This is a genomic window from Amycolatopsis cynarae (assembly GCF_026802195.1).
Taxonomy (GTDB): domain Bacteria; phylum Actinomycetota; class Actinomycetes; order Mycobacteriales; family Pseudonocardiaceae; genus Amycolatopsis_E; species Amycolatopsis_E rhizosphaerae.
Genome location: NZ_CP113836.1, coordinates 6,973,512 through 6,999,377, shown reverse-complemented (window position 1 = coordinate 6,999,377; position 25,866 = coordinate 6,973,512). Strand labels below are relative to the sequence as shown.

General features: G+C 69.7%; 28 protein-coding genes. 15 read left to right on the top strand and 13 right to left on the bottom strand.

Annotated elements, in window-relative coordinates; genetic code table 11:
* Nucleotides 1–47: 47 nt before the first annotated feature.
* On the top strand, nt 48–1,034 hold the full coding sequence (locus ORV05_RS33915; RefSeq protein ID WP_268755944.1) for a glycoside hydrolase family 76 protein: 987 nt from the start codon (nt 48–50) through the stop codon (nt 1,032–1,034).
* 38 nt (nt 1,035–1,072) lie between these two features.
* Nucleotides 1,073–1,609, top strand: coding sequence for a hypothetical protein (locus ORV05_RS33910; RefSeq protein WP_268755943.1), 537 nt, complete (start codon nt 1,073–1,075; stop codon nt 1,607–1,609).
* Nucleotides 1,610–1,643: 34 nt separating this feature from the next.
* On the opposite strand, the gene ORV05_RS33905 is transcribed toward ORV05_RS33910, so the two are convergent.
* On the bottom strand, nt 1,644–2,660 hold the full coding sequence (locus ORV05_RS33905) for a LacI family DNA-binding transcriptional regulator (RefSeq protein WP_268755942.1): 1,017 nt from the start codon (nt 2,658–2,660) through the stop codon (nt 1,644–1,646).
* Nucleotides 2,661–2,774: 114 nt separating this feature from the next.
* Here ORV05_RS33905 and ORV05_RS33900 point away from each other — a divergent pair, with 114 nt between their 5' ends.
* The 7 genes from ORV05_RS33900 (at nt 2,775) to ORV05_RS33870 (ending at nt 8,435) form a co-directional block, all read left to right on the top strand.
* Nucleotides 2,775–3,788 (top strand): substrate-binding domain-containing protein, encoded by a 1,014-nt coding sequence (locus ORV05_RS33900; protein WP_268755941.1) that lies wholly within the window; start codon nt 2,775–2,777, stop codon nt 3,786–3,788.
* Complete coding sequence (locus ORV05_RS33895; protein ID WP_268760030.1) at nt 3,785–4,783, top strand: ABC transporter permease; 999 nt, start codon at nt 3,785–3,787, stop codon at nt 4,781–4,783. The genes ORV05_RS33900 and ORV05_RS33895 overlap by 4 nt, the downstream gene beginning before the upstream one ends.
* On the top strand, nt 4,780–5,613 hold the full coding sequence (locus ORV05_RS33890; RefSeq protein ID WP_268755940.1) for an ATP-binding cassette domain-containing protein: 834 nt from the start codon (nt 4,780–4,782) through the stop codon (nt 5,611–5,613). The genes ORV05_RS33895 and ORV05_RS33890 overlap by 4 nt, the downstream gene beginning before the upstream one ends.
* Nucleotides 5,610–6,443: a PfkB family carbohydrate kinase gene (locus tag ORV05_RS33885; RefSeq protein ID WP_268755939.1), complete on the top strand. Its 834-nt coding sequence runs from the start codon at nt 5,610–5,612 to the stop codon at nt 6,441–6,443. Before ORV05_RS33890 ends, ORV05_RS33885 begins: the two co-directional genes overlap by 4 nt.
* Nucleotides 6,440–7,075 carry a nucleoside/nucleotide kinase family protein gene (locus ORV05_RS33880; RefSeq protein ID WP_268755938.1) on the top strand — a complete coding sequence of 212 codons (636 nt, stop codon included), beginning with the start codon at nt 6,440–6,442 and terminating at the stop codon, nt 7,073–7,075. The genes ORV05_RS33885 and ORV05_RS33880 overlap by 4 nt, the downstream gene beginning before the upstream one ends.
* Nucleotides 7,072–7,812: an SDR family oxidoreductase gene (locus tag ORV05_RS33875; protein WP_268755937.1), complete on the top strand. Its 741-nt coding sequence runs from the start codon at nt 7,072–7,074 to the stop codon at nt 7,810–7,812. Before ORV05_RS33880 ends, ORV05_RS33875 begins: the two co-directional genes overlap by 4 nt.
* Nucleotides 7,813–8,021: 209 nt before the next feature.
* Nucleotides 8,022–8,435 (top strand): VOC family protein, encoded by a 414-nt coding sequence (locus tag ORV05_RS33870; protein WP_268755936.1) that lies wholly within the window; start codon nt 8,022–8,024, stop codon nt 8,433–8,435.
* Between the two features lie 9 nt (nt 8,436–8,444).
* On the opposite strand, the gene ORV05_RS33865 is transcribed toward ORV05_RS33870, so the two are convergent.
* From ORV05_RS33865 to ORV05_RS33850, 4 genes are all read right to left on the bottom strand, one after another.
* Complete coding sequence (locus tag ORV05_RS33865; RefSeq protein ID WP_268755935.1) at nt 8,445–9,131, bottom strand: DedA family protein; 687 nt, start codon at nt 9,129–9,131, stop codon at nt 8,445–8,447.
* 151 nt (nt 9,132–9,282) lie between these two features.
* On the bottom strand, nt 9,283–10,104 hold the full coding sequence (locus ORV05_RS33860; protein WP_268755934.1) for a YceI family protein: 822 nt from the start codon (nt 10,102–10,104) through the stop codon (nt 9,283–9,285).
* Nucleotides 10,101–12,731 carry an MFS transporter gene (locus ORV05_RS33855; RefSeq protein WP_268755933.1) on the bottom strand — a complete coding sequence of 877 codons (2,631 nt, stop codon included), beginning with the start codon at nt 12,729–12,731 and terminating at the stop codon, nt 10,101–10,103. Before ORV05_RS33855 ends, ORV05_RS33860 begins: the two co-directional genes overlap by 4 nt.
* Nucleotides 12,728–13,252, bottom strand: coding sequence for a MarR family winged helix-turn-helix transcriptional regulator (locus ORV05_RS33850; protein ID WP_268755932.1), 525 nt, complete (start codon nt 13,250–13,252; stop codon nt 12,728–12,730). Before ORV05_RS33850 ends, ORV05_RS33855 begins: the two co-directional genes overlap by 4 nt.
* Nucleotides 13,253–13,525: 273 nt before the next feature.
* On the opposite strand from ORV05_RS33850, the gene ORV05_RS33845 reads away from it, so the two are divergent.
* Together ORV05_RS33845 and ORV05_RS33840 are read left to right on the top strand one after the other, a co-directional pair.
* Nucleotides 13,526–13,960 carry a PPOX class F420-dependent oxidoreductase gene (locus tag ORV05_RS33845; protein ID WP_268760029.1) on the top strand — a complete coding sequence of 145 codons (435 nt, stop codon included), beginning with the start codon at nt 13,526–13,528 and terminating at the stop codon, nt 13,958–13,960.
* A gap of 78 nt (nt 13,961–14,038) precedes the next feature.
* Complete coding sequence (locus ORV05_RS33840; protein WP_268755931.1) at nt 14,039–15,430, top strand: FAD-binding oxidoreductase; 1,392 nt, start codon at nt 14,039–14,041, stop codon at nt 15,428–15,430.
* A gap of 68 nt (nt 15,431–15,498) precedes the next feature.
* Here ORV05_RS33840 and ORV05_RS33835 read toward each other — a convergent pair whose 3' ends face one another.
* Genes ORV05_RS33835 through ORV05_RS33820 form a run of 4 tightly spaced genes read right to left on the bottom strand, consistent with a single transcriptional unit; the run spans nt 15,499 to nt 18,351 of the window.
* Nucleotides 15,499–16,194 carry a DedA family protein gene (locus ORV05_RS33835; protein WP_268755930.1) on the bottom strand — a complete coding sequence of 232 codons (696 nt, stop codon included), beginning with the start codon at nt 16,192–16,194 and terminating at the stop codon, nt 15,499–15,501.
* Nucleotides 16,195–16,236: 42 nt separating this feature from the next.
* Nucleotides 16,237–16,563 (bottom strand): hypothetical protein, encoded by a 327-nt coding sequence (locus ORV05_RS33830; RefSeq protein ID WP_268755928.1) that lies wholly within the window; start codon nt 16,561–16,563, stop codon nt 16,237–16,239.
* A 50-nt stretch (nt 16,564–16,613) separates the two neighbouring features.
* Nucleotides 16,614–17,750: an N-acetylglucosamine-6-phosphate deacetylase gene (nagA, locus tag ORV05_RS33825; RefSeq protein WP_407652636.1), complete on the bottom strand. Its 1,137-nt coding sequence runs from the start codon at nt 17,748–17,750 to the stop codon at nt 16,614–16,616.
* A gap of 28 nt (nt 17,751–17,778) precedes the next feature.
* Nucleotides 17,779–18,351, bottom strand: coding sequence for a SigE family RNA polymerase sigma factor (locus tag ORV05_RS33820; RefSeq protein WP_268760027.1), 573 nt, complete (start codon nt 18,349–18,351; stop codon nt 17,779–17,781).
* A 155-nt stretch (nt 18,352–18,506) separates the two neighbouring features.
* Here ORV05_RS33820 and ORV05_RS33815 point away from each other — a divergent pair, with 155 nt between their 5' ends.
* Complete coding sequence (locus tag ORV05_RS33815; protein WP_268755927.1) at nt 18,507–18,782, top strand: YciI family protein; 276 nt, start codon at nt 18,507–18,509, stop codon at nt 18,780–18,782.
* Between the two features lie 47 nt (nt 18,783–18,829).
* On the opposite strand, the gene ORV05_RS33810 is transcribed toward ORV05_RS33815, so the two are convergent.
* A complete protein-coding gene (locus tag ORV05_RS33810; protein WP_268755926.1) occupies nt 18,830–19,708 on the bottom strand; it encodes an SDR family oxidoreductase in 879 nt (292 codons plus the stop codon).
* 60 nt (nt 19,709–19,768) lie between these two features.
* The gene (locus ORV05_RS33805; RefSeq protein ID WP_268755925.1) at nt 19,769–20,701 is read right to left on the bottom strand and encodes an aldo/keto reductase; all 933 of its coding nucleotides are present in this window, start codon (nt 20,699–20,701) and stop codon (nt 19,769–19,771) included.
* A gap of 78 nt (nt 20,702–20,779) precedes the next feature.
* Between ORV05_RS33805 and ORV05_RS33800 the strand changes: the two genes are divergently transcribed.
* The gene (locus ORV05_RS33800; protein ID WP_268755924.1) at nt 20,780–21,607 is read left to right on the top strand and encodes an LLM class F420-dependent oxidoreductase; all 828 of its coding nucleotides are present in this window, start codon (nt 20,780–20,782) and stop codon (nt 21,605–21,607) included.
* Nucleotides 21,608–21,673: 66 nt separating this feature from the next.
* On the top strand, nt 21,674–22,705 hold the full coding sequence (fbaA, locus tag ORV05_RS33795; protein WP_268755923.1) for a class II fructose-bisphosphate aldolase: 1,032 nt from the start codon (nt 21,674–21,676) through the stop codon (nt 22,703–22,705).
* 27 nt (nt 22,706–22,732) lie between these two features.
* On the opposite strand, the gene ORV05_RS33790 is transcribed toward fbaA, so the two are convergent.
* Nucleotides 22,733–23,905 carry a hypothetical protein gene (locus tag ORV05_RS33790; protein ID WP_268755922.1) on the bottom strand — a complete coding sequence of 391 codons (1,173 nt, stop codon included), beginning with the start codon at nt 23,903–23,905 and terminating at the stop codon, nt 22,733–22,735.
* 226 nt (nt 23,906–24,131) lie between these two features.
* On the opposite strand from ORV05_RS33790, the gene ORV05_RS33785 reads away from it, so the two are divergent.
* Nucleotides 24,132–24,545: a DUF3151 domain-containing protein gene (locus tag ORV05_RS33785; RefSeq protein ID WP_268755921.1), complete on the top strand. Its 414-nt coding sequence runs from the start codon at nt 24,132–24,134 to the stop codon at nt 24,543–24,545.
* Between the two features lie 68 nt (nt 24,546–24,613).
* On the opposite strand, the gene ORV05_RS33780 is transcribed toward ORV05_RS33785, so the two are convergent.
* Complete coding sequence (locus tag ORV05_RS33780) at nt 24,614–25,825, bottom strand: lipase family protein (RefSeq protein WP_268755920.1); 1,212 nt, start codon at nt 25,823–25,825, stop codon at nt 24,614–24,616.
* Nucleotides 25,826–25,866 lie beyond the last annotated feature (41 nt).

Below are 25,866 nucleotides of genomic sequence, written 5' to 3'. Positions count from 1 at the left end.
CGTAGAGATATCGCGCGTTATGTCGAGGGCCAATCCATCATGGGTTCATGTACCGGACGTGGGCCGCGGCGGCGGAACGGGCGATCGTCACCCGGCATCTGAGCCGGCTCTGGGGGCTGCCGGGGACGGTACTGGCGCGCAGCGGCTGGCCGCCCACGCCCGGCGAACGCCTGCACTGGCACTGGAACTACTGGTGGCAGGCCCACGTGCTGGACTGCCTGATCGACGCCCAACTGCGCGCCCCGACCCCGGCTCGCGCCGCGACCATCGACCGCTACGTCGCCACCCTCCGCCTCCGCAACTTCGGCACCTGGGCCAACGACTACTACGACGACATGGCCTGGCTCGGCCTGGCCCTGCAGCGCACCGGCCGCGACGTCACCGTGTTCCTGGCCAGGATGCGCTCGGGGTGGACGGCGGACGGCGGCGGCGGGATCTGGTGGCGCCGCAACGACCGGTTCAAGAACACGCCGACGAACGGGCCCGCCGCGATCCTGCACGCCCGTGCCGGCGACCTCCGGCGGGCGCGAGAGCTGTACGAGTGGCTCGAACGGACGCTGGTGGACCCGGCCACCGGGCTGGTGTGGGACGGCCTCCACGTCGACGACCAGCGCCTGGCGAAGGAGATCTACACGTACTGCCAAGGCGTCTTCCTCGGCACCTGCCTCGAACTGTCCGAACTGGACGCCGCGGCCCGTACCGTGCGCGCGGTGGCGGACCACTGCGCTCCCGGCGGGGTCCTCCGCGGGCAGGGCGGCGGGGACGGGGGACTCTTCGCCGGGATCCTCGCGCGCTATCTCGCCCTTGCCGCGCGGCGGCTTCCCGGCACCGAGGCCGACCTCGCCCGCGAACTCGTGCTCACCTCCGCCCGCGCCTGCTGGGACGGTGCCCGGGAGGCGCCGAGCGGCCCGCTGTTCCACCACGAATGGGCCGAGCCCGCCCCGGTGGAGCCGACCGGGCATCCCTGCCGGGACCTGTCGGTCCAGACCGGCGCCTGGCTGCTCCTGGAAGCGGCCGCGACGCTCGAGTCGTGATCACGGGAGCTATGATCGCGAAAAAGACAGGAACAGTAATGAACGCCGACGAAGAGCTGGCCGAGTTGCTCCACTGGTCCGATGAATTTCGACCGAAGTTGTCGTGGCAAGAAGTGGAGCCGATCGTCGGAGTCGGCTTCCCGGAAGACTTCAAAAGATTTGCGTCCCGATTCCCCTCGGGAGCATTCCCCGGCGGTTTCTACTTCTACTCGCCCATCCAGAGTCACGATTCGTTGAACGAATTCCGGCTCACGTGGACAAGCCACCTGGACTTCTTGGCCCGAGTTCGCGAAAGGTTACCGCGTGACGCCCCCTACCCACTCTTTCCCGAGGCGGGGGGCATCATACCGTGGGCTCTTGGCGATGAGCACGTGTACTACTGGGCCACCGACGCCGCACGACCCGATGATTGGACGGTGGTCTTCCATGACGCCGGGCTCGATTGGGGAGCTTATCCGGGTCCGGCCTCATCCTTTGTCCTGGAGATGATCACCGGCACCTTCAAGCACCCTTGCCTATATTATCAGCCGGGGGATGATGAAATGACTTTCCACCCCTATGGCAGATTTCTCTGACGAAGACGACCGACCTCTGCCGAGTAAGTCGTGATCAGCAGCCGCAGGAATTCCGGTGCATCAGCCGCGGCGGCAGGCGCAGCGTTTCCGGCGGGCGCCCGGGATCGATGATGCGGGCGAGCAGCAGCCGCACCGCGCGACGACCGATCTCCTCGATCGGCTGGGCCATCGTGGTCAGCGGAGGATCGACGAGATCGGCCCATTCGGCGTCGTCGTATCCGACGACGGCGAGATCGCGGCCGACCCTCACCCCCCGTCGCCGCGCTTCGTGCAGGACTCCGACCATCATGCTGTCGTTGGCCACCACCAGCGCGGTCGGCGGCTCGGGCAGGTCCATCAGCGCGGCGAAGGCCGCCGCGCCCCCGGTCTTCGACGAATGCCCTGGGGCGACGAGTTCGGCGTTCCACGCCAGACCGCCCCGGCCGAGGCCGAGCCGGTAGCCGAGGATCCGCTCCTCGCTGGTGCTCAGCCCGGGTGTGCCACTGACCATCCCGATGCGGCGGTGCCCGAGCGCGGCCAGGTGTTCGGTCAGCGCCGAGGTGGACTGGATGCTCTCCGAGCCCACCTGGTCCACGTCGGTCCGCGTGGTCACGCGGTCCACCAGCACGACCGGGGCGCCCAGGGACACCAGCTCGCCGATCACGGCGCCGTCCCCGGGTGAAGGCGTCAGCAGCAGGCCCTCGACCCGGCGCGAGCGCAGCGCGCGCACGGTGTCCTGCTCGGTGCTCACGGTGTCGTGGGTGTCGGCGAGCAGCACGGTGTACCCGGCCGAGGCGGCCTCCCGCTCGATGGCCTGCATCAGGGCCGCGAAGTACGGGTTCGCCAGCAGTGAGATGGCCACGCCGATCGAGCGGGTGCCGCCGGTGACCAGTGAGCGGGCGATCGCGTCCCCGGTGTAGCCGGTCTTCTCGATGGCCTGGAGCACGGCGGCCTTGGTCTCCGGCGCGACCGGCCTGGTGCCGTTCACCACGTGCGAGACCGTGGTGATGGACACCCCGGCCAGCTCGGCGATGTCGCGCTGGGTGGGCCTCGATGCTCCGGCAGGCGGCATACTCGCTCCCCAAAGTCAACAGCAAGCGTTTGCGCAAACGCTTGCGATGCAGCATACGGCCTTCTACCGTCTGCGCACGACTCGTCCAGCCACGAGCCTCGATGAGGAGGTCACGTGAGACACCGCAGTCTCCTGTGCCTGCTCGCGGCCGCCACCCTGGCGGTGGGCGCGAGCGGATGCACGGTCGAGCGCCACTGGGGCGGCAGCACCGGCGCCGGTGGCGGCAAGACCAAGATCGGCCTGATCACCAAGACCAACACGAACCCGTACTTCGTCGAACTCCGCAACGCCGCGAGCGCCGCGGCCAAGACGCAGGGAGCGGACTTCGTCGCACTCGCCGGACAGTTCGACGGCGACAACGACGGCCAGGTCCGCGCCATCGAAAACCTGATGCAGCAGGGCGCGACCACGATCCTGATCACCCCCAACTCGTCCACCGGGGTGCTCGACGCGATCGACCGCGCACGCAGGAGCGGGATACTGGTGATCGCGCTCGACACCGCGACCGAACCGGCGAGCGCGGTGGACGCCACGTTCGCCACCGACAACGTGGCGGCGGGCCGCGAGCAGGGCCAGTACGTCAAGGCCGCCCTCGGCGGCACACCGGCCAAGCTGATCATGGTCGACGGAACCGCGGGCAGCACCGTGGACACCTACCGCCACAACGGTTTCCTCGAAGGCATCGGGCTGCGCGACGGCGATCCGGCGATCGCCGGACGGGAACCGGCCAACGGCGACCAGAGCATCGCGCAGCAGAAGATGGAGAACCTGCTGCAGCGCGACGCCGACATCAACGCGGTCTACACCATGAACGAACCCACCGCGCGCGGCGCCTACGCGGCGCTGCAGGCCCGCGGGCTCGCGGGCCACGTGGTGATGGGCTCCATCGACGGCGGCTGCCAGGGCGTGCAGAACGTGCGGGACGGGCTCTACCAGGCCACCGTCATGCAGTTCCCGAGGAAGATGGCCGAGCGGGGCGTGGCCGCCGCCGTCGAGTACGCCAGGACCGGCAAGAAGCCCAGCGGTTTCATCGACACCGGTTCCGTGGTGATCACCGACCGCCCGATGCCCGGGGTGCCCAGCCAGGACACCACGTGGGGCCTGCAGAACTGCTGGGGGACGAAATGACCACGGCGAGCGCCCCGCCCCGCGCGTCCGGCAAGCGGGAAAGCATCGGCGAGTTCTTCCTCCGCGCCCCGGCGGCGGGCCCGGCCCTCGCGCTGGTGCTCGCGATGGTCGTGTTCTCGCTGTCCACGAGCCGGTTCCTCGAACTGGACAACCTGTCGCTGATGGTCGACCAGGCACTGGTGGTGGGCACCCTCGCCCTTGGCCAGACGCTGATCATCCTCACCGCGGGGATCGACCTGTCCAACGCCTCGGCGATGGTGCTGGCGTCGCTGCTGATGGCGAAGCTGTTCGCGGGCGGGACACCGGGAATCCTCGCGCTGGTGATCGGCATCGCGGTGCCGCTCGGCCTCGGCCTGGTGATCGGTTCGCTGGTCACCCGGGTCAAGCTGCCGCCGTTCATCGTGACGCTGGGCTTCTTCACCATGCTCACCGCGGGCGACAAGCTGGTCGCCGGCGGCCAGGCGGTGCCGGTCGCCCCCGGCGGCCCGCTGACCTGGCTCGGCACCCAGCGCTACCTGTTCGGCGGCATCCCGGTCACCTACGGCATGACCGTCGCGCTGCTGATGTATCTCGTGGTCTGGTACGCGCTCACGCGCACCGCCTGGGGCAAGCACGTGTACGCGGTCGGTGACTCCGCGGAGGCGGCACGGCTGTCGGGGATCAAGGTCGGCCGGACGCTGGTGTCGGTGTACGCGGTGGCCGGGGTGATCTTCGGCGTGGCCGCGTGGCAGGCGCTGGGCCGCATCCCCAACGCCGACCCGAACGCCTTCCAGCTCGGCAACCTGCAGTCCATCACCGCGGTGGTGCTCGGCGGGACGAGCCTGTTCGGCGGCCGCGGTTCGGTGCTCGGCACGATGATGGGCGCACTGATCGTGACGGTGCTGCAGTCCGGGCTCAGCCAGCTCGGCGTCGACTCCCTGTACCAGGATCTGGCGACCGGGGCGCTGGTGATCGCCGCGGTGGCCGTCGACCGGATCGCCAGGAGGCAGCGATGACCGGAAGCACCGACGAAGCCGGGAAGACCCCCGTCCTGTCCGCGCGTGGCCTGGTCAAGCGCTACGGGCACGTCACCGCGATCGACGGCGCCGACTTCGACCTGCACGCCGGCGAGGTGCTGGCCGTGGTGGGCGACAACGGGGCGGGCAAGTCCAGCCTGATCAAGGCCCTCTCCGGGGCACTGGTGCCGGACGCCGGGGAAATCCACGTCGACGGGCGGCGGGTCCACTTCCGTTCGCCGCTGGACGCACGGCGCTGCGGTATCGAGACCGTCTACCAGGACCTGGCGCTCTCCCCGGCCCAGGACATCGCCACGAACATGTTCCTCGGCCGCGAAATCCGGCGGAACGGCCCGCTCGGCCTGGTCCGTAAACTCGACACCGCGAAGATGCGCGCGGAGGCGCAGCGGGTCCTCGACGAGCTGGACATCAAGATCAAGTCGATCACGCAGCCGGTGGAGACCCTCTCGGGCGGGCAGCGGCAAGGAGTCGCGGTGGCCAGGGCCGCGGCCTTCGGCAGCAAGGCGGTGATCATGGACGAGCCGACCGCGGCGCTCGGGGTGGCCGAGTCCGGCCGGGTGCTCGCGCTCATCGACCGGATCCGCGGGCGTGGCCTGCCGGTGGTGCTGATCAGCCACAACATGCCGCACGTGTTCGAGATCGCCGACCGGATCCACGTACACCGCCTGGGCAGGCGGGTGGCCGTGGTGTCGCCCAAGACGACCTCGATGAACCAGGTGGTCGGGCTGATCACCGGGGCGCTGCGGATCGACGAGCAGGGCGCGGTGGCAGAGGTCTCGTCCGCGATCCACACGGGGCTGTCGGCATGACCGTCCTTCTCGCCGGGCTGTGCACGATCGACGTGGTGCAGCGCGTCGCCGAGCTTCCCGAGCCCGGCGAGAAGGTGCAGTCCACGTCGGTGGAGGTGGCCGCGGGCGGCCCCGCGACCAACGCGGCGGTGACCGTGGCGGCCCTCGGCGGCGATCCGGTGCTGGTGACAGTGCTCGGCGCGCACCCGCTCGCCGCGCTCGCGCGAGCCGATCTCGACACGTGCGGCGTACGGCTCCTCGACGCCGATCCCGGCTGTCCCGAACCGCCCGCGCTCAGCGCGGTGGCGGTGCGGGAACGCGACGGCGAGCGCACCGTCGTCTCCCGCAATGCCGCGCGGTCGACGGCCCGGCTGCCGTCCCTGGCCGAGGTCGTTGACGTACGGTCGGTGCTGGTGGACGGGCACCATCCGGCGCTCGCACTGGGGGTGGCGCGCTGGGCCCGGGAACGCGGCGTGCCCGTGGTGCTCGACGCCGGGAGCTGGAAACCCGTCCTCGACGAACTGCTGCCGCTGGTGGACATCGCCGCTTGTTCGGCCGGGTTTCCGCTTCCCGCGCACGATCTGCTCGCCCGCGGCGTGGGCACGGTGATCGTCACCGCGGGCCCGGATCCGGTGCGCTGGTGGACCGCCGAGGAGTCGGGTTCGGTCCCGGTACCCGAGGTGCGGGCGCGGGACACGCTCGGCGCCGGCGATGTGTGGCACGGCGCTCTCGTCCTGGGAGCCGGAAGGTGTGCGCTGCCGGAGCTGATCCGGTTCGCCAACGAGGTTGCCGCGGAACGGGTGCGGCACAGCGGGGCCCGGTCGTGGGTCCGGAGGATAGGAGTGCAATGACGTCGTTCGACGAGCTGCTGAGGCGGGCCGAGGAACTGGTGGCCCGCGGCGGGCGGACCTTGCTGGGCATCGTGGGCGCGCCCGCGTCGGGCAAGACCACGCTCGCGCGGAGCGTCGCCGGGGCGCTGGGCACGCGGGCCGCGGTGGTGGGGATGGACGGTTTCCACCTGGCGCAGGCCGAACTGCGCCGTCTGGGGCGGATCGAGCGCAAGGGTGCCCCGGACACGTTCGACGCGCACGGGTACGTCCACCTCCTGCGGCGGCTGAAGGACGCGAAGGAGACGGTCTACGCCCCCGAGTTCCGGCGCGAGATCGAGGAACCGATCGCGGGCGCGGTGCCGGTGCCGCCCGAGGTCCCGCTGGTCATCACCGAGGGCAACTACCTGCTCCTCGACTCGGCCCCCTGGGGGGACGTGCGCGGGCTGCTCGACGAGGTGTGGTTCCTCGCCCCCGACGAGCAGGTCCGGATCGAGCGGCTGGTCACCCGGCATCGGCGGTACGGGCGGTCGCTGGTGGAGGCGCAGCAGCGGGCGCTGGGCAGCGACCAGCGCAACGCCGATCTCATCGCGCCCACGGCGGCGCGTGCGGACCTGGTCCTGGCAGATCTGCCGCTGGCAAACTTCGCCCTATGACCTTGATCGTTACCGGCGGCAGCCGGGGGATCGGCGCCGCGGTGTGCGTGCTGGCCGCCGAGCGCGGACACGACGTGGTGATCAACTACTCGGGCTCGGGCGCCTCCGCGGAAGCGGTCGCCGAGCAGGTCCGGCGGCACGGGCGACGGGCGCTGGCGGTTCGCGGCGATGTCTCTTCGGAGCGCGACGTGACCGCTCTGTTCGACGCGGCCGGGGAGCTGGGCCCGGTGACCGCGCTGGTGAACAACGCGGGCATCACCGGGAACACGCCCGGCCGGCTGGACGAGCAGGACGTGGAGACGGTGCGGCGCGTGCTCGACGTGAACGTGACCGGCGTTTTCCTCTGCTGCCGCGAGGCGGTGCGCCGGATGTCGACCCGGTACGGCGGCACCGGTGGCGTGATCGTGAACGTGTCCTCGACAGCCGTACGAGGCGGCTCGCCGGGCACCTGGGTGCACTACGCCGCCTCGAAGGCGGCTGTGGACACTCTCACATTCGGGCTCGCCCAAGAGGTCGCGCGGGAGGGCATCCGCGTGAACGCGGTGGCACCGGGATTGGTGGAGACCGGCCTCCACGAGGCCGCCGGTCTGCCCGACCGGGTCGAGCGGCTGTCCCCGGAGATCCCGGCCGGACGTGCGGGAACGCCCACGGAGATCGCCGAGGCGGTGCTGTGGCTGCTCTCTCCGGCGTCCTCTTACGCGATGGGGTCGGTGCTCACGGTGAGCGGCGGCCGCTGACCGTCACCGAGTTGTCCACAGGCTGTGGGTAGTTCGCCGAGTTATCCACAGATTTTGGAGAAACCGTTTACCGTCGCTCGGGGTCGGTAGCCTGACGCAGGGGCGAAACCCCGAAGGACCACACGAAGCAGGTGCGACACAGGAGTACCCGCGGAGGAGGGCCGGTCGGGGGCGGAACTCCGCAGCAACGCCGAAAGGACGACTCGCCAATGCCAACGCTCATCGACGTACACCACCTGGCGCTGGCGGTCACGGACGTGGACCGCAGTGTCCCGTGGTACGAGCGGGTGCTCGAACTCAAGGAGGTCGCCCGCCGCGAGGACCCCTCCACCGGCCTGCGCAAGGTGCTCCTCCGGGACCGGACGGACACCTTCTCCGTGATGCTGGTGCAACGACCCGAGACCGAGCGGGTGGCCTTCGACCGGCGGCACACCGGTCTCGACCACCTCGCGTTCAAGGTGGATTCCCACTTCGAACTCCAGGAGTGGGAGCAGCGGCTCGCCGAATACGGTGTCACCCACCGCCCGATCACGGCTTCCCGCACCCTGCCGGGGTCCTCGGTGCTGGTGTTCCACGATCCGGACGGGATCCAGCTCGAGGTCTGGGCCGACCCCGCCGCCTGACCGCGTGGCTCAGGCCACCTTGCGGACCTGCGAATCGACGTCGCGGTCCTCGTCGATGGGGCGGCTCATCTCCTGGCGGTAGCGCACGATGCCGAACCCGGTGCCACCGACGAAGAACAGGATGGACAGCCACATCAGCACCGTCTGGACCCACGGCAGTGCGCTCAGCAGGCCCGCGCCGTAGTAGCCGAGCAGCACCAGTGACGGCACCCACAGCACGCCGCCAAGGGTGGTCGCGGCCAGGAAGCGGCGCGGCTCCATCCGCGCCGCACCGGCGATGAGCGGGGCCAGCGTCCGGATCCACGGGATCCACCGGGCCGCGACGATCGCGAAGAAACCCCTCCGGTCCAGGAAGGCCCGCGCGCGTTCGAGGTTGCCACGGTTGAGCACCCGCCCGCCGCGCCGGGCGATGAACCGGGTCCCGGTCTGCCTGCCGATGTAGTAGCCCACCTGGTTGCCCACCACGGCGACCACCAGCGCGGCCACCGAAAGCAGCCATGCGTTCGCGTCGGCGCCATGTGAGGCGAGCACCACCCCGGCGGCGAACAGCAGCGAGTCACCGGGCAGGAACAGGCCGATGATCAGCGCGCATTCGAGGAAAACGAAGCTGAGCACGATGACCCACACCAGGAGCGGGCCGGCCGTATCCAGCCAGCCCACACCGAGGGCTTCGGAAGCGGCGTAAACGAGACTCACTCCGAGAAGCCTACGTGTTCGCCGAGAGCGCCACTCATCGGAAGGGTGTGTTCGTGGAAATCCGTTATCGACACACCGGTAAACAATGCGAACGCCCGGCCCGTTTTCCGGGCCGGGCGTCACTATCGGTCACCCGAGGCTGGGCGCGCCGTCACATTTCCGGCAGAGACTCGCCCTGTACCGCCTCGATATCGATTTCGATCTTCACCGTGGTCCCGACCGCGGCCACCCCGGCCCGCACCATGGCGTTGTAGTTGATCGCGAAATCGTTGCGGCGCAATTGGGTTTCCGCGTGAAAGGCGGCACGCACGCCGCCCCACGGGTCCGGACCCCAGCCGCCGTAACGGAGATCGAGTTCGATCGCGCGGCGCTCGCCGTGGAGGGTGAGTTCCCCGGCCAGCGTCCAGGTGTCCACCCCGCGCTGGCGCAACGCGGTGCTTTCGAAGCCGATCGTCGGATAGGCCTCGACATCGAGGAAGTCCGAAGAGCGCAGGTGATCGTCGCGCATCCGGATTCCGGTGTCGATGCTCGCCGCCTTGATCTCGGCGTGCACGGTGGAGCGTTCGACGGGCCTGCCGACCACGATCCGCCCCCCGACGTCGCTGAACCGGGCCCGCACACTGGCGATGCCGAGATGCCGCGCGGTGGCCACCACCGAGCTGTGCACCGGGTCGATCGTCCACGGGCCGGGGGGCGGAAGCTCGACGGCCTCCGCCACCGGCGCCAGTGCGATCTCGCCGAGCGAGCCGCTGCCGTCCGAGCCGATCTGCGCCGTCCGCGCCACCGGCGTGTAGCCGGCGGCGGTGAGGACGGCCGTGTAGACCCCGGGCGCCAGCGGGGCGGTGTCCGCCGCCCCGCTGGCGTCCGTGACGGCACGGGCGACCTGCTGACCGGCCATGTCGGTCACGGTCAGCACCGCGTTCTCGACCGCCCATCCCTCGGCGGTCTTGATCTGTGCGGTCAGTCCGGTCATGACGCGGCCGGCCCGTCCGCGGCGAGCTGGTCGATCACCTGCTCGTAGCCGAGCCGCACGTCGTGCTGCGCCTCACCGCCCCCGGCCAGGTTGACCTGGCTGGTGGCGGGCGGATACCCGCTGGCCACCACGGTGTAGTCCCCCTGGGGCAGGTCACTGACCACGTACTTGCCCTCGGCGTCGGTACGGGTGACCGCGGCGACGTTGCCCTCCGCGTCGAGCACCGTGATGCGGGCGTCGGGAACCGCGCGCTCGCCGTCGGTGCGCGCCGTGCCCGTCAGCACGATCGCGGAGTTCAGTTCGACGTCGTGCCGTAGCACGCCGCTGTCGGGCACGGTCAGCATGGTCGCGACCGGGCGCATCCGCTCGGCGCTGGCCACCAGGGTGTAGGTCCCGGCGCCGACCCCGTGGAACGAGTAGGCACCCTCGGCGGTGGTGATCGAGGCACCGGTGACCTCACCCCGCGAGTCGGTCAGCGTGACCGTCGCGCGGGCGAGCGGGGCACCGGTGCCCGCCACCCGGACGATGCCGCTCAGCTCGCCCGAACCGACCAGGGTCACGTCCACCCGCGCCGGGCCCTGGCCGACCACCACGCTGGAGGCCTGCGGCTGGTGACCGGCGGCCGACACGATCAGCACATAGGTGCCCTCGCCCGGTGCGTTGATGTGGTAACCGCCGTCGGACCCGCCGGTCCCCCGCGAGACCTGGCGGCCCCGCTGGTCGATCAGCGTCAGCGCGGCCCCCAGCACCGACGAGCCGTCCTGCCGCCGGATGTGCCCGGTGATCGGCTGCCCACCGGTCTCGACCGCACTGCTCATCCCGGCGGTCACGCTCGCGAACGGCACCGTCTGGGCGGCCAGTTCGTAGTTTCCGTGCCCGTTCTCGCTGGGCAGGGCGTGCTTCCCGGCCCCGACGAGAACCGGTTCCGGTTCGTCCAGCGCCGCCTCGGCGTCGGCCCAGACGTCGGAGTCCGAGGTGGTCGCCGCGGTCTGCGGCTGCTCGGCCAACGCGGCCTCCAGCAGCGCCTCACCGCCCTCGACGGGCGGAGGAGTCGGCCCGCCGGCGAGCGGGATTTCGCGCATGAACAGCAGCACCAGGCAGGCCAGCAGAGCCACCCCGGACGCGACGTAGAACACGGCGTGCAGCGAGTTGGTGAACCCGGTCAGGATCGGTACCTTGATCTCCTCGGGCAGGTTGGCGATCCCGCTGGTGTTCGACTGCAGCTTGTCCAGCCCGCCGCCGCCGAGCGACCTGGGCAGGTGCCCGCCGAAGGCATCGACGATCTTGTTCGGCAGCAGGTTGAACAGGATCGTCAGGAACACCGCGACACCGAGCGTGCCGCCGATCTGGCGGAAGAACGTGGCCGCCGCGGTGGACACCCCCATGTCGCTGCGGGGACCGGCGTTCTGCGCCGCGATGATCAGCGTCTGCATGCAGCCACCGAGGCCGAGGCCGATGATCAGGGCGTAGACCAGCGGCTGCCAGAGCGGGCTGTCGTAGTGCACCTGGGCGTAGAGCACCGTCCCGAGGGCGATCACGAAGGTGCCGGCGACCGGCAGCATCTTGTAGCGCCCGGTCTTCGCGGTGATCCGGCCGGAGAGCATCGAGCCGCTCATGATGCCCAGCACCAGCGGCAGCATCAGCAGACCACCCTGGGTGGGCGTGTAGCCCCGGACGACCTGGAAGTACTGCGGCACCATGGTGATCCCGCCGAACATCGCCACACCGACGATCGTGCTGCCGACGATGGTGACGCTGAAGGTGGAGTTGCGGAAGAGCCGGAGCGGGATCAGCGCCTCCTCCTTCATCACGTACTCGACGAAGAGGAACAGCACGACGCCGAAGGCGGCCACGGCGTAGCAGATCACCGCGCTGGTGGAGCCCCAGCCCCAGGTGCGGCCCTGTTCGGCGACGAGCAGGAGCGGCACCACGGCGATCGCGAGCGCGGTCGCGCCGAACCAGTCGACCCGGTGGTTGCGCCGCTGGTGCGGCACGTTCAGGACCCTGGCGACGACGAACAGCGCCACGGCGCCGATCGGCACGTTGATCAGGAAGATCCAGCGCCAGCCCTTGATGCCGCCGAGCCATTCCGCACCGGAGAAGAACCCGCCCAGCACCGGGCCGAGCACGGTCGCGACCCCGAAGACCATCATGAAGTAGCCCTGGTAGCGCACCCGCTCCCGCGGCGGCACGATGTCACCGATGATCGTCATGGCGAGCGACATCAGGCCACCGGCGCCGAGCCCCTGGAAGGCGCGGAAGGCGGCCAGTTCGTACATCGAGGTGGCGAAGGTGCAGGCCGCCGAACCGACGACGAAGATCGCGATCGCGGCGAGGTAGAACGGCTTGCGCCCGTAGATGTCGGAAAGCTTGCCGTACAGCGGCGTGGCGATGGTCGCCGTGATCAGGTACGCCGTCGTGGCCCAGGCCTGCTCGCTGAACCCGTTCAGGTCGTTGGCGATCTTCACGATCGCCACACCGACGATGTTCTGGTCGAGCGCGGCCAGGAACATGCCCAGCAGCAGACCGCTCAGCACGGTGAGGATCTGCTTGTGCGTGAGCTTCGGCCCCTCGTCCGCCACGGCTCCCCCCGGTGGCGCCGGTTGTTGTCTGATCGAACTCGTCATGCGTCAGCCCCCTTCGCCTGAGCCGACCCGTGGTCGGCAACGTGCGGTATGTGTCTCTCGATGCCGGAATTGAGTCGATCCAGCAGTTCGTTCAAGGTCTGGCGGTCCTCCTCGGGCCATTCGGCCAGCACCTCCGCCAGCCACAGGTTGCGTTTCTTGCGGTTCTCCTCGAAGACCCGCAACCCTTCGGCCGTCGGCGCGAGCAGGCAGGCCCTGCCGTCCTCCGGGTCCGCCTGGCGTTCCACCAGCCCGTGCTGGACCAGCGCGCTGCTCTGCCTGCTGATCGTGGAGATCTCGGCGTGCAGCACCTCGGCGAGCTTGCTGGTGCGCTGCGGCCCGTCGTGGATGAGGTGGAACAGGATCGCGTAGGCGGCCCGCTCGATTCCGTCCGGCCCCTGCTTCGCCACCTGCGACTTCGCCTTGTTGATCAGGCGCACGAAGCGGACCAGCTGAACCCCGAGCTCGTCGGCGATGTCGAGCTCGGCGGCCGTGAAAGCCGCCTCCTGAGCGGCAGGGGCCATGGTGATCACTCTCTTCAGGGTCTTACTTGGCAACTGCAACTAGTTGCCTAGGGCAAGGATGCACCGAAGCTGGTTGTTTGCGCCACTCAAATATCTGCGATGTGTCACAAAACACTTTAGTTGCCCAAGACAACTGCTTGACCTGCGACCTTCCGGGGCGATATGTCCCTTTTCCCTGGTCAGCCTCGCGACATACCCTCACCGTAGACCCGGGGTACGACAGTTTCCGAAGGCACGGGAATGCCCGCCTTCCCAGCCGCCGTTGCGATGGTCATGACCGACGACACCGCGCTCCGCGCCCTGCTCGCCGCCCGCCCCTTCGGCGTCCTGGCCACCATCAAACGGGATGGCAGGCCCCAGCTTTCCAACGTCACGCACCACTACGACGCCGAGCACGGCCGGATCCTCGTCTCGATCACCGACGGCCGCGCGAAGACCCGCAACCTGCGGCGCGACCCACGGGCCAGCTTCCACGTCAGCAGCGAGGACGGATGGTCCTACGTGGTGGCCGAGGGCACTGCCGAACTGTCACCCGTCGCCCGGGAGCCCCACGACGAAACCGTCGAAGAGCTCATCGAGCTCTACCGCAAGGTGCGTGGCGAACATCCGGACTGGGACGAGTACCGGGCCGCCATGGTTGCCGACGGGCGCCTCGTCCTCCGGCTCCGGATCGAACGACTGCTCGGCATCGCCCGGCAACTCTCCTGACAGGGAGCACCACCGAAAGTAACGGATCCCGGAATTTCTCTTCCGTAGTGCGGAGGTTGTGCGGTCTACCATGGGGGAATGGGCACCGACGCACTGCTGACCGAACTCCGTGAAGCGCTCGGGAAGGACTCCGTCCTGACCGATCCCGAGGTCATCGACAGCTACGCGCGGGACATGATGCCGCTGGCCCCGTCCGGCAGGCCGCTGGCCGTGGTCCTGCCCTCGGACGTGGCCGGGGTGCAGGCCACCGTCCGCGCCTGCGCCGCCGCCGGAGTGCCGATCGTGCCGCGCGGCGCGGGCAGCGGACTTTCCGGCGCCGCGAACGCCATCGACGGCTGCGTCATGCTCGTGATGACCAGGTTCGACAAGGTGCTGGAGATCGACCCCGGCAACCGGCTCGCCGTTGTGCAACCCGGCGTGATCAACCTCGACTTCCGCACCGCGGTCGAAAAGCACGGGCTGTTCTACCCGCCCGACCCGTCCAGCTACGACTGGTGCACCATCGGCGGCAACCTCTCCACCAACGCCGGCGGCCTGTGCTGCGTGAAGTACGGCGTGACCACCGACTCGGTACTCGGCCTGGAAGTCGTCCTCGCCGACGGCTCGCTGCTCAAGACCGGCCGCCGAACCGTGAAGGGCGTGGCCGGGTACGACCTGACCAAGCTGTTCATCGGCAGCGAGGGCACCCTCGGCGTGATCACCCAGGCCACCCTCGCGTTGCGCCCGCTGCCCCAGGCGCCCGGCACCCTCGTGGCCGGCTTCGACGCCACGGAGAAGGCGGGTGAAGCGGTCGCCCGGATCGTGCGCGACGGCCTGGTGCCCTCCCTGATGGAGATCATGGACGCCAGTTCCATCAAGGCCGCCGAGACCTACCTGAACACCGATCTCGGGGCCGGTTCCGACTGCATGGCGCTGCTGCTGTGCCAGTCCGACGCCGGTGGCGAGGTGGCGCGGCGCGAACTCGCCGCGATCGAGAAGATCTGCGTGGACTGCGGCTCCACCATGGCCTACGCGACCGACGACCTGGCCGAGGGCCGCATGCTGATGCAGGCGCGGCGCGTCGTGCTCACCGCGCTCGAACAGTACGGCGTGTGGCTGACCGACGACGTGTGCGTGCCCCGCACCCGCATCGCCGAACTGATCTCCGCCTGCGAGCGCATCAGCCAGGAGGTCGGCCTGCGGATCGCCGTTGTCGGGCACGCGGGCGACGGGAACATGCACCCGACGATCGTCTACTCGTCCGATTCACCCGAGGAGTTCGAACGCGCCCACAAGGCCTTCGACGACATCCTCGACGTCGGGCTGTCCCTCGGCGGCACGGTCACCGGCGAACACGGTGTCGGCAAGATCAAGCGCGACTGGCTGGCACGCGAGATCGGCCCGGTCGGCATCCGCGTCCACCGCCAGATCAAGCAGGCGCTCGACCCCGACAACCTGTTCAACCCCGGCTCGATGTTCTCGATGAGCTAGAGGAGCCGTTGCCGTCAGGGGTCCCCTCACAGCCGTATCGACCGTGAGGGGACCCCTGACGGCCCTGCCTAGCGGTCGATCCGGGGGATCTGCTGGGTGACCTCGGCGTCGGCCGGGGCGAGCTTGCGCTCGCGGCGGCTGCGCGCCCATTCCACGATGAGCGGCACCACCGAGACCAGCACGATCAGGATGAAGATGGCCTCGATGTTGTTCTTGATGAACGAGATGTTGCCGAGCAGGTGTCCCAGCGAGGTGATGCCGCCGGCCCACAGGATGCCGCCGATGACGGTGTAGGTGAAGTAGCGCTTCGGGTCCATCCGGCCGACACCGGCGATCCAGGTGATGAACGTGCGCACGAACGGCACGAACCGGGCCAGCACCACGGCCTTGGGCCCGTGCTTTTCCAGGAAGGCGTGCGTCTTGTCGACGTACTCCTGTTTGAAGAACTTCGAGTCCGGCCGTTTGAACAGCGCGGGACCCGCCTTGTAGCCGATGAAGTAGCCGACCGCGTTGCCGAGCAGCGCGGCCGCGCTCACCACGAGGCAGACCAGCCACAACGGGGTGTGGATCGAGCCCTGGGCGACGAACAGGCCCGCCGTGAACAGCAGGGAGTCACCCGGGAGCACCGGGAAGACGCTGCTTTCGATGAAGATGACCAGGCAGAGCCCGAGAATGACGTACGCGCCGAACTGGGTCAGCAGGTACTCCGGGTTGAACCACTTGGGCATCAGGGCGAGCGTGGTCGTGGTCTCGGCAAGGATCACACCATCAAACGGTACAGGGTGACCCTGTGTTGCCTCTGTGGGCTACAACAGTGTGATAAGGCCGATCACCGCACCGGTGGCCAGCCCGAGCAGCACGGCCAGCGACAGGATCCATACCGCGGGGAGCCGTCTGGCCTGCCCCGCCTTCAGGGTGGCCACCGCGGGATCACTTACGGTGGGATCACCGGCGGACGGGAAATCGAGTGCGGCCCGCTCGCGGGCGAGCGCACCCCCGTCCGCGCCGGAGAGCAACCCGTACTGCGGAGGCGGCGGTGGCGCGCCCGGCGCGCGGTCTCCGGGTGGGGCGCTCCTCGCCTGGGCACGCAGCGCCTCGGCCAGCAGGCGCTCCGGATCCTCGAGCTCGCTCACCCGCCCGAGCTTAGGGGCTGACCGTGCGCCCACGCACGGGTCGTACCGCCTCAGGCCACCCAGTCGCCGTGGCGCATCACCCGGACCGGACGCAGATCGTCGTCGAGGACGACGAGGTCGGCGGCCAGCCCGCTCTGCAGCGAGCCGGTGCGGTGGGAGAGACCGAGGAGCTCCGCGGGGCGGCCCGAGGTGGCGCGGACCGCGTCCGCCACACCGAGCCCGGCGCCGCGGACCAGGTTCCGGAAGGCCACGTCCATGGTCAGGGTGCTGCCCGCCAGCGCACCGGTTTCGGCGACGGTGGCCACCCCGTCCCGCACGTCCACTTCGAGCCGCCCGAGGTGATACCGGCCGTCCGCCGCGTCGGTGGCCGACATCGCGTCGGTGACCAGGATGGTCCGGCCCCGCCCGGCATGGGTCGCGGCCAGGCGCAGCACGGTGGGATGGACGTGCACGAGGTCGCAGATGAGTTCGATCGTGATCCGCTCGTCGTCCAGCAGCGCGCCGATCGGCCCCGGTTCGCGGTGGTGCAGCGGGCGCATCCCGTTGAACAGGTGCGTGGCGACGGTGGCGCCCGCCTCGATGGCGGGCCGGATCTGCTCCTCGGTCCCGTCGGTGTGCCCGATCGCGGCGATCACCCCGGCCTCGGCGAGCTGCCGGACCGCGCGCACCGCGCCGGTGAGTTCCGGGGCGAGCGTGACCATCCGCACCGCACCCTGTCCGGCCCGCAGCAGTGCGTCCACGGCGGCGGTGTCGGGTTCGAGCAGGACCGCCGGGTCGTGCGCGCCGCAGCGCGCCGCGGCGATGAACGGGCCTTCCAGGTGGATGCCCGCCAGCTCGCCTTCCTCGACCAGCTCCCGCAGAGCGGCCTCCTGGTCGGCCAGTGCGCGGATCGGTTCGGAGACCAGGCTGGCCAGCATGGTCGTCGTACCGTGGCGGCGGTGTGCGACGACCGCACGCAGGATCTCCTTGGGATCGGCGCTGGAGAACGAGCCGCCCCCGCCGCCATGGCAGTGCAGGTCGATGAACCCGGGGACGACGAGCTCGCCGTCCAGCGCCAGGCGGAGGCCGGGGGGCGGACTGCCGGTGCCGATCCCGGAGATGAGCCCGCCGGAGACGGTCAGCCAGCCGTCGTTGACCACGCCTTCGGGGAGCGCCAGCTTGCCGCCGGTGAGCACAAGGTCCGTCACGATGTCAGCATATATTGGTCTAAACCAGCTAGCCGCTCATAGCCTTCTGGAGCGATTCGAGGGCACGGCTCGCCGTCGACTTGACGGTTCCCTTCGAAATCCCGGCCGCCTCCGAGATCTCCGCCTCGGAAAGCCCGCCGTAGTAACGCAGGACCAGCACCTCGCGCTGCCGCGGCGGCAGCTTCGACAGGGCGTTGACCACCGCCTGGTGCTCGCTGGACAGCATCGCCAGGCTCTCCGCCGAGCGCGCGTTCACCACGTGCGGCGGCACGTACTCACGGGCCGTCTTGCGCCGGCGGAGCACGCTGCGAGACCCGTTCACCACGGCGGTGCGCAGGTACCCGACGGCCGCGGCGGAATCCCGGAGCTTGCCCCAGTTGCGATGCAGGCCGGTGAACGCCTCCTGGACCACGTCCTCCGCGGTGGCCGGCTCGTCGACGAGCAGGATCGCCAGCCGCACCAGGCGCATGCGGTGCGTGCGGTACAGGTCTTCCAAGGTCAACGGCGCCGTGGGCGGCGCAGGGGGCCGTTCGAGCCCGTCGACCGTACGCAAATGCCCGAGCGTCCGCTCGACACTGCGCTCCGCGCTAACGTCCGACATGTAGCCCTGCCCGTCCTTGGCCTTCGCTCGCTCGTAACCCACATCTATCTCCACGCGCGCTCAGCGTATCGGGTTGCGCCACAAGGGTCATAAGTTGCAAACGGGTAGCGTGCGCACGGCAAGGAAAGAAGGACTTTGGGGCAAGGAGGCAGGCGATGAAGTCGTTCCTGGTGGAGACCCGCTACGTGCCGGACAAGTACGGGGAGGTCCGGCCGCGCCACCGGGAGTACCTGCGGAAACTGGCCGAAGAGGGCGTCTGCCTCGTCGCCGGGCCGCTCGCGGACGGCAGCGGTGGCGTGATGCTCTTCCGCGCCGAGGACGCCGAGGCCCTGCAGAAGATCCTCGACACCGACCCCTACCACCTCGAAGGCGCCTTGGCCGAGCGCAGCGTCCGCGAGTACACCCCGGTGCTCGGCTCCTGGGTGTCCTGACCGCGAAGCGGCCGTGAAGGGATCCACCCTTCACGGCGCGCTCCGGGTCAGTGAGTGGCGGCCCGGCCGCCGTGGCCGTTGACCGACGACGCCTTGGCGCCTCGCGCCTCGATGTCCTCGAGCGCGGCCCGGTCCGCCGCCGGCACCCGGAGGCGCGCGCCGAGTTCGATGATCGGCGGCAGCAGTGCCCGGACCAGTTTGAGCGCCCCGACCCAGCGGGGCACGTGGATGGTCCTGGCACGCCGCAGCACCCCGGCCTCGAGAAGGTCGATCGCCACGCCGAGCGGGTAGGTCTTGCCGAGCAGCCCGGGCATACCGGTGCGCAGCTTGCCGAACACCGGATGCGCGTCCGCGCTCTCCACCAGGTCCGTCCGGATCCAGGTCGGGTGCGCGACGCCCACCTTGACGCCCAGGTGCGCGACCTCGGCCCGCAGACTGTTGCAGAACGCCTCGACCCCGGCCTTCGCCGCCGCGTAGTTCGCCATCCCCGGCGCGTGCGCTATCGCCGCTAGGGACGATATCGCTAGCAAATACCCCTTGCTCCTGATGACGTGCGGCAGGGTCACCCGGAAGGTTCGCCACACGCCGAGGAGATCGACCTCGATCACCTTCTCGAATGCGTCGGGATCGACCGAGCGCACGAAACCGGTGGTCGCGATCCCGGCGTTGGCGATCACGATGTCGATCCCGCCGAACCGCTCGACCACACCGGCCGTCGCCCGCTCCAGCGCCGCCCAGTCGGTGACGTCGGCCTCCCACGAGTGCGCCGACGGGCCGATCCGCTCGGCGACCTTGCGCTGTTCCTCGGCCTCCAGTCCGACGAGGGCCACCTTGGCACCCTTGGCGGCGAGCCGTTCCGCGAGCCCGGCGCCGATGCCGCGCGCAGCTCCGGTGATGAGCACGACCTTGCCTTCTACGTTGGCCATGACCGGCACGCTACCTCAACCTACCGCCAGTAAGCTACTCTTCGGTAGGTAGATTTCGCGCTACGCCGAAGCCTCGTCGAGCGCAGCCAGCTCGGTGCCGGTGAGTCGCAACTCGACCGAAGCCAGAAGATCGGCCAGCTGCTCGGTGTTCCGCGCGCTGACGATCGGCGCGGCAACCGTCGGCTGGGCCGCGAGCCAGGCAAGCGCGACGGCGGCCGGGGTCGTGCCGTGGGCGGCCGAGATGTCGTCGAGCGCCTCCAGCACCCGCTCGCCCCGGTGGTCCAGGTAGGCCGTCGCGCCTCCGGCCCGCGGGCTGCTGCCGCCGGCCTCACGGGAGCGGTACTTGCCGGTGAGAAAGCCCCTCGCCAGCGCGTAATACGGCATGGTGGACAACCCCTCCTGCGCCACCAACGGCGCCAGGTCCCGCTCGTAGGCCCGCTCCACGAGGTTGTAGTGCGGTTGCACGGCGACGTACCGGGCGAAGCCCTCCTGCTCCGAAATGGACAGTGCTTCCGCCAGCCGCTCGGGGGTGTAGTTCGACGCCCCGAGACAGCGGACCTTCCCCGCCCGCACCAGTTCGTCGAACGCACCGAGCGTTTCCTCCAGCGGAACGTCGGGGAAATCGCGGTGCGCGTAGTAGAGGTCGATGTACTCGGTCTTCAGACGGCGCAACGAATCCTCGGCGGCTTCGCGGATGTTCTTCGCGGACAGTCCGGGACGCCGGGCCCAGCTGCCCACCTTCGTCGCGATCACCACATCGTCCCGGCGCCCGCGCCGGGAAAGCCAGTTCCCGATGACGGTTTCGGACTCACCGCCCGAATTTCCCGGCACCCAGGCCGTGTAGGAGTCCGCGGTGTCGATGAAGTTGCCCCCGGCCGCGACGTAGGCGTCCAGCACGGCGAAGGACTGCGTCTCGTCGGCGGTCCAGCCGAAGACGTTGCCGCCGAGGTTCAACCCGTACACATCCAGCTCACTGCTACCGATTCTCGTCATACCCCGGACGTTAGCCGGGACGGGCGACAGCTTCCGGACCGTGGAATGAAACGCCGGAGGGCGCCGGTTGTGCGGGACATGACGAACGAACTCGGCACCCTCGGGGTGTGGGCGCACGAATCGGCCCTCGACGCGAACCTCGCCAAGGAACTGGAAAGTCTCGGGTACGGCGCGATCTGGATCGGCGGTTCCCCGAACGGGCGACTCGAAGCGGTCGACACGCTGCTCGACGCGACCGAGCGGATCGTGGTGGCCACCGGCATCGTCAACATGTGGGCCGACGACGCGGCAACGGTCGCCCGGTCGTACCACCGCATCGTGGCGCGGCATCCGGGCCGGTTCCTGCTCGGCGTCGGCATCGGGCACCGCGAGCACACGCAGACCTACCAGAAGCCCTACGAGAAGATCGTCGAATACCTCGACCAGCTCGACGAGGCGGGCGTACCGGTCGAGGACCGCGTGCTCGCGGCACTCGGCCCCAAGGTGCTCAAGCTCGCCGCCGAGCGCGCCGCCGGCGCTCACCCGTACCTGGTGACCCCCGAACACACCCGGATGGCCCGCGACATCCTCGGCGAAGGCAAGCTGCTGGCGCCGGAACACAAGGTCGTGCTCAGCGACGATCCCGAACAGGGCCGCGCGATCGGCCGCCCCAGGGTGCAGAACCCGTATTTCGGTCTCGCGAACTACGTCTCCAACCTCCGCCGGATCGGCTGGTCGGACGAGGATCTCGCGGACGGCGGGAGCGATGCGCTCATCGACGCGCTCGTACTGCACGGCAGCGGGGCGGTCATCGCCGACGGGATCCGCGCGCACCTCGAAGCGGGCGCGGACCACGTCTGCGTCCAGGCGCTCGGCCCCGACCCGCGCGCGGCCTACCGAGCGATCTCCGAGGGATTGCTCTCATAGAGGTCTGAGTCAGGACCTCGTACGATTCGGGCAAGGAAGGCGAACCACCTGCTAGGAGGACCAACGATGCCCATCGCCACCCCCGAGGTCTATGCCGAGATGCTGGACCGGGCCAAGGGAGGCGAGTTCGCTTACCCGGCCATCAACGTGACCTCGTCGGAGACCCTCAACGCCGCTCTGCGCGGTTTCGCCGAGGCGGAAAGCGACGGGATCATCCAGGTGTCCACCGGCGGTGCCGAATTCGCCTCCGGCACCAGGGTCAAGGACATGGTGACCGGTGCGGTCGCACTCGCCGAATTCGCACACGTGGTGGCCGAGAAGTACCCGATCAACGTGGCACTGCACACCGACCACTGCCCGAAGGACAAGCTGGACGGTTACGTCAACCCGCTGATCGCGATCTCCCAGGAACGGGTGAACCGGGGCCAGAACCCGCTGTTCCAGTCGCACATGTGGGACGGCTCGGCGATCGACCTCGACGAGAACCTCAAGATCGCGGCCGAGCTGCTGGAGAAGGCCTCCGCGGCCAAGATCATCCTCGAGGTCGAGATCGGCGTCGTCGGCGGTGAGGAGGACGGCGTCTCGAACGAGATCAACGAGAAGCTGTACACCGCCGAGGGCGACTTCGTGAAGACGGTGGACGCGCTCGGCTCGGGCGAGAAGGGCCGCTACCTCCTCGCCGCGACCTTCGGCAACGTGCACGGCGCGTACAAGCCGGGTGCCGTGCAGCTGCGCCCGGACGTGCTCAAGCGGGGCCAGGCGGTCGCGGCCGAGAAGCTGGGCCTGCCCGCCGGTTCGAAGCCGTTCGAGCTGGTGTTCCACGGCGGTTCGGGCTCACTGCTCGAGGAGATCCACGAGGCGGTGTCCTACGGCGTGATCAAGATGAACGTCGACACCGACACCCAGTACGCGTTCTCCCGGCCGATCGCGGACCACTTCTTCAAGAACTACGACGGGGTGCTGAAGATCGACGGCGAGGTCGGCAACAAGAAGACCTACGACCCGCGCAGCTACCTGAAGAAGGCCGAGGTGTCGATGGCGGAACGCGTCGTCGAGGCCGCCAAGGCACTGAAGTCGGCCGGTACGAAGCTGAGCTGACCCCCGGGGAGGGCCGCCGGCCGGCGCTCACGCGCCGAGCCGGTGGCCCTCCTTGCCGTTCACCCTCCGCCGGCCCACCCACCACAGTGCGGGCACGGCGAGGAGCACGACCAGCGCCGTCCAGTAGGCGGCGGGCGGCGCCGATTCCGTGTGCGCGTCGCCGAGCAGCCAGGGCCGCAGATGCGCCTGAAGCCACAACGCGCCGTAGCCCAGGCCGGTCACCAGCAGCCCGGTCAGCGCCGCGCGGCCGGGCGTCGTCCGGCCGAACCGGGCACCGAGGTCCACCGCGAACCCGACGAACACCAGGTAGAACGGGATCGCGGAGGCGGGGAAGGTGCTCACCACGAGCAGCGGCCAGATCAACGCGCGGTAGGCGACGTAGGCCCCGGCCACCACCGTCGCGGACCATTTCTGGCCCACCGTGCGCCGGACCACCAGCAGCACCAGCGCCGACATCCCGATGCCCCACAGCGGGTACACCCAGTCCGGGATCGGCATGGTGAAGTGCAGCACCGCGGCGCGGTCCACCGGATGCCCGATCTGCTGGGCGGCGAAGCTCAGCAGCGACGGTTCCGCCTCCGGCGCGCCCCGCTCCCATGCACGGAGCCCGAGGATGCCGTACTCCTGCTGCTCATTGGGGAAGAACATGTTCTCCAGGAAGAACGCCCAGAGCCCGGTGAGCACGAGGGTGCGCAGCCTGCCGGGCTCGGCGAGCTTGACCCAGCCGTCGATCACGCCGGCGAGCATCACCGCGGTGCCGAAGTACAGCAGCAGGTGGGTGGGGCTCCAGGAGGTCAGGTCGAGTCCGTTGATCCGGTGGTTGATCACGTCCAGCGGCGCCGCGATGAGGAACAGGCCCAGCCCCCACTGCATGAGCCGCAGGGAGCGCCGGTCGCAGCCGAGCCCGGTATAGGTGTGGATCATCACCAGCACGATCACGATGCCGGTGCCCACGGTGTTGATCAGGTGCGGTGGTGCGAAGTCGTCGCGGATGAACTTGAAGTGCCATGACACGTCCCAGGACGAGCCGAGCACCTTGAACGTGAACGCGACCAGCCACATGCCGTAGGCGAACCGGAGCACCCAGGGCGGTGTCGGTTGCCCGGGCGCGCCACGGTGCCAGTACAGCTTGAAGAAGAGTTTGGTCTTCGCCACGGGATTTCCCGGAACGACGACGTCCCCCTGGATCGCCTGCGTCATGGGCTCATCATGGCGGTTCCCGGTCACGATCGGGACGAGGTGGGAGGAAAACCAGGGTTCACCCTGAGGTGTGAAGAATTTGCCCCGGCCGGGGACGAGACGGCAGTGTGTGCGCCGATGATGCCGAAACGAATGGTCGCCGCTGTCCTGGTCGCCGCGCTCGTGCTGCTCGGCAGCGGGGTGCTCACCAGCTTGTTCCTCTGAACGATCCGGCAGGATGGCGGGTATGACGCACGCCAACCTGCTGGGCCCCGAGCCGACCCGGCTCCCCGAACGCACCGACGCGCAGGCCGCCCTCGACGCCGGAACGGATCCGGCGGAGGTCGCCGCGGAGCATCCGGACTTCAGCGAAGCGTGGGCGGCCCTGGCCGAGCGCTCGCTGGAGGCGGGTGAACTGGTCGCCGCGTACGCCTACGCCCGCACCGGCTATCACCGGGGGCTCGACCAGCTTCGCCGCAACGGCTGGAAGGGCTTCGGGCCGATCCCCTGGGAGCACCGCCCGAACCAGGGTTTCCTGCGGGCGCTCGCCACGCTGGCCAAGGCGGCGGGCCGGATCGGGGAAACCGAGGAGTACGAGCGTTGCCGCACCTTCCTCGTCGACTCCGACCCCGCCGCGGCCAAAGCGACCGGCCTGGCCTGAGCGCTTGCCGTGAAGGGTCCCTTCACAGTCGCTTCGACTGTGAAAGGACCCTTCACGGCATGGCACGTCTAGAACGAGCCGCAGTTGCTGGGTACGGCTTGCCCCTGGAACAGCTGGTCCAGCCAGCTGAACGCGAGCGGGGCCCCGGCGACCGCCCCTCCGATGTGGGTGGGCACGGAGAGGGTGTCGAACTGGACCGTCGCCCCCTCGGCGCACCAGGCCCGAGCCATCGCACGGCCCTGGTCGAACGGCACGATGTCGTCGGCCGAGCTGTGCGCCACCAGCATCGGCACCTTCGGCGGGGTCAGTCCGATGCGCTGCTCCCGCAGCGCCGAGGCGAACGGCTCCTCGCCGAGGTAGGCGGTGAGCGGCCTGCCGTCCGCGGTCAGGTCCGCGGTGCGGGTGAAGGCGTGCTTGAGCAGGGCGTCCGCGGTGCATTCCGTCGCGACCGCCTGCAGCACCTGCTTGCCCTTGTCGTTGAGCAGCGCGGGCACGTTCAGCTCCGGGTAGGAGTAGTTCATGCTCGCCACCGCGAACAGGGTGAAGCCGACCGCGTAGCTTCCGTCGCCGAGGGCGGCCACCGCGCCGAGGTCGGCGGGGACGGCACCGGCGTAGGCGCCCTTCAGCTTCAGCTCCGGCGCGTACGCGGGCTGCAGTTCGGCGGCCGCGGCCGAGGCGCCGCCGCCCTGCGAGTACCCGGAGATGCCGACTGGACCGTCCGCGGGAAGCCCGGCCTCCGGCAGCCGCTGCGCCGCGCGGATCGCATCGAGCACCGCGTAGCCCTCGGCCTTGCGGTTGACGTAGGTGTGCAGGCCCGGCGTGCCGAGACCCTCGTAGTCGGTGATCACGATGCCGTAGCCGCGGGAAAGCAGGCCCGCGATGAAGGGCCCCTCGTACTCCAGCCCGGCGGCCATCGCCTTCGACGGCGCGCACTGGTCGCCGAGCCCCTGGGTGCCCGCCGCGTAGCTGATGATCGGGCGTGCCCCCGGACCGGTCCAGGCGGCGGTGGGGGTGAGCACGGTGCCGGTCACCGCGATGGGTGCGCCGTGTTCGTCGGTGCTGCGGTACATGATCCGCTGCGCGCTCGCCGGGGCTGGGATGAGCTTGGCCGGGTCGAGGAAGAACTGGGTGGGCTGGTGACGGATGACGTCGCCACTGCTCCCGGCGGGTAGCGGAGAGGGCGGATCGTAGAAGTCGGCGGCACCCGCGGGCGCGGTGACCGCCAGCGAGACCGCCCCGAGGACAGACGTGAAGATCGCCAAGAACCGCCATCGACGCATGAGACGCCTCTCCGCTCCCCTTTGAGCTAATTTTCGACAAC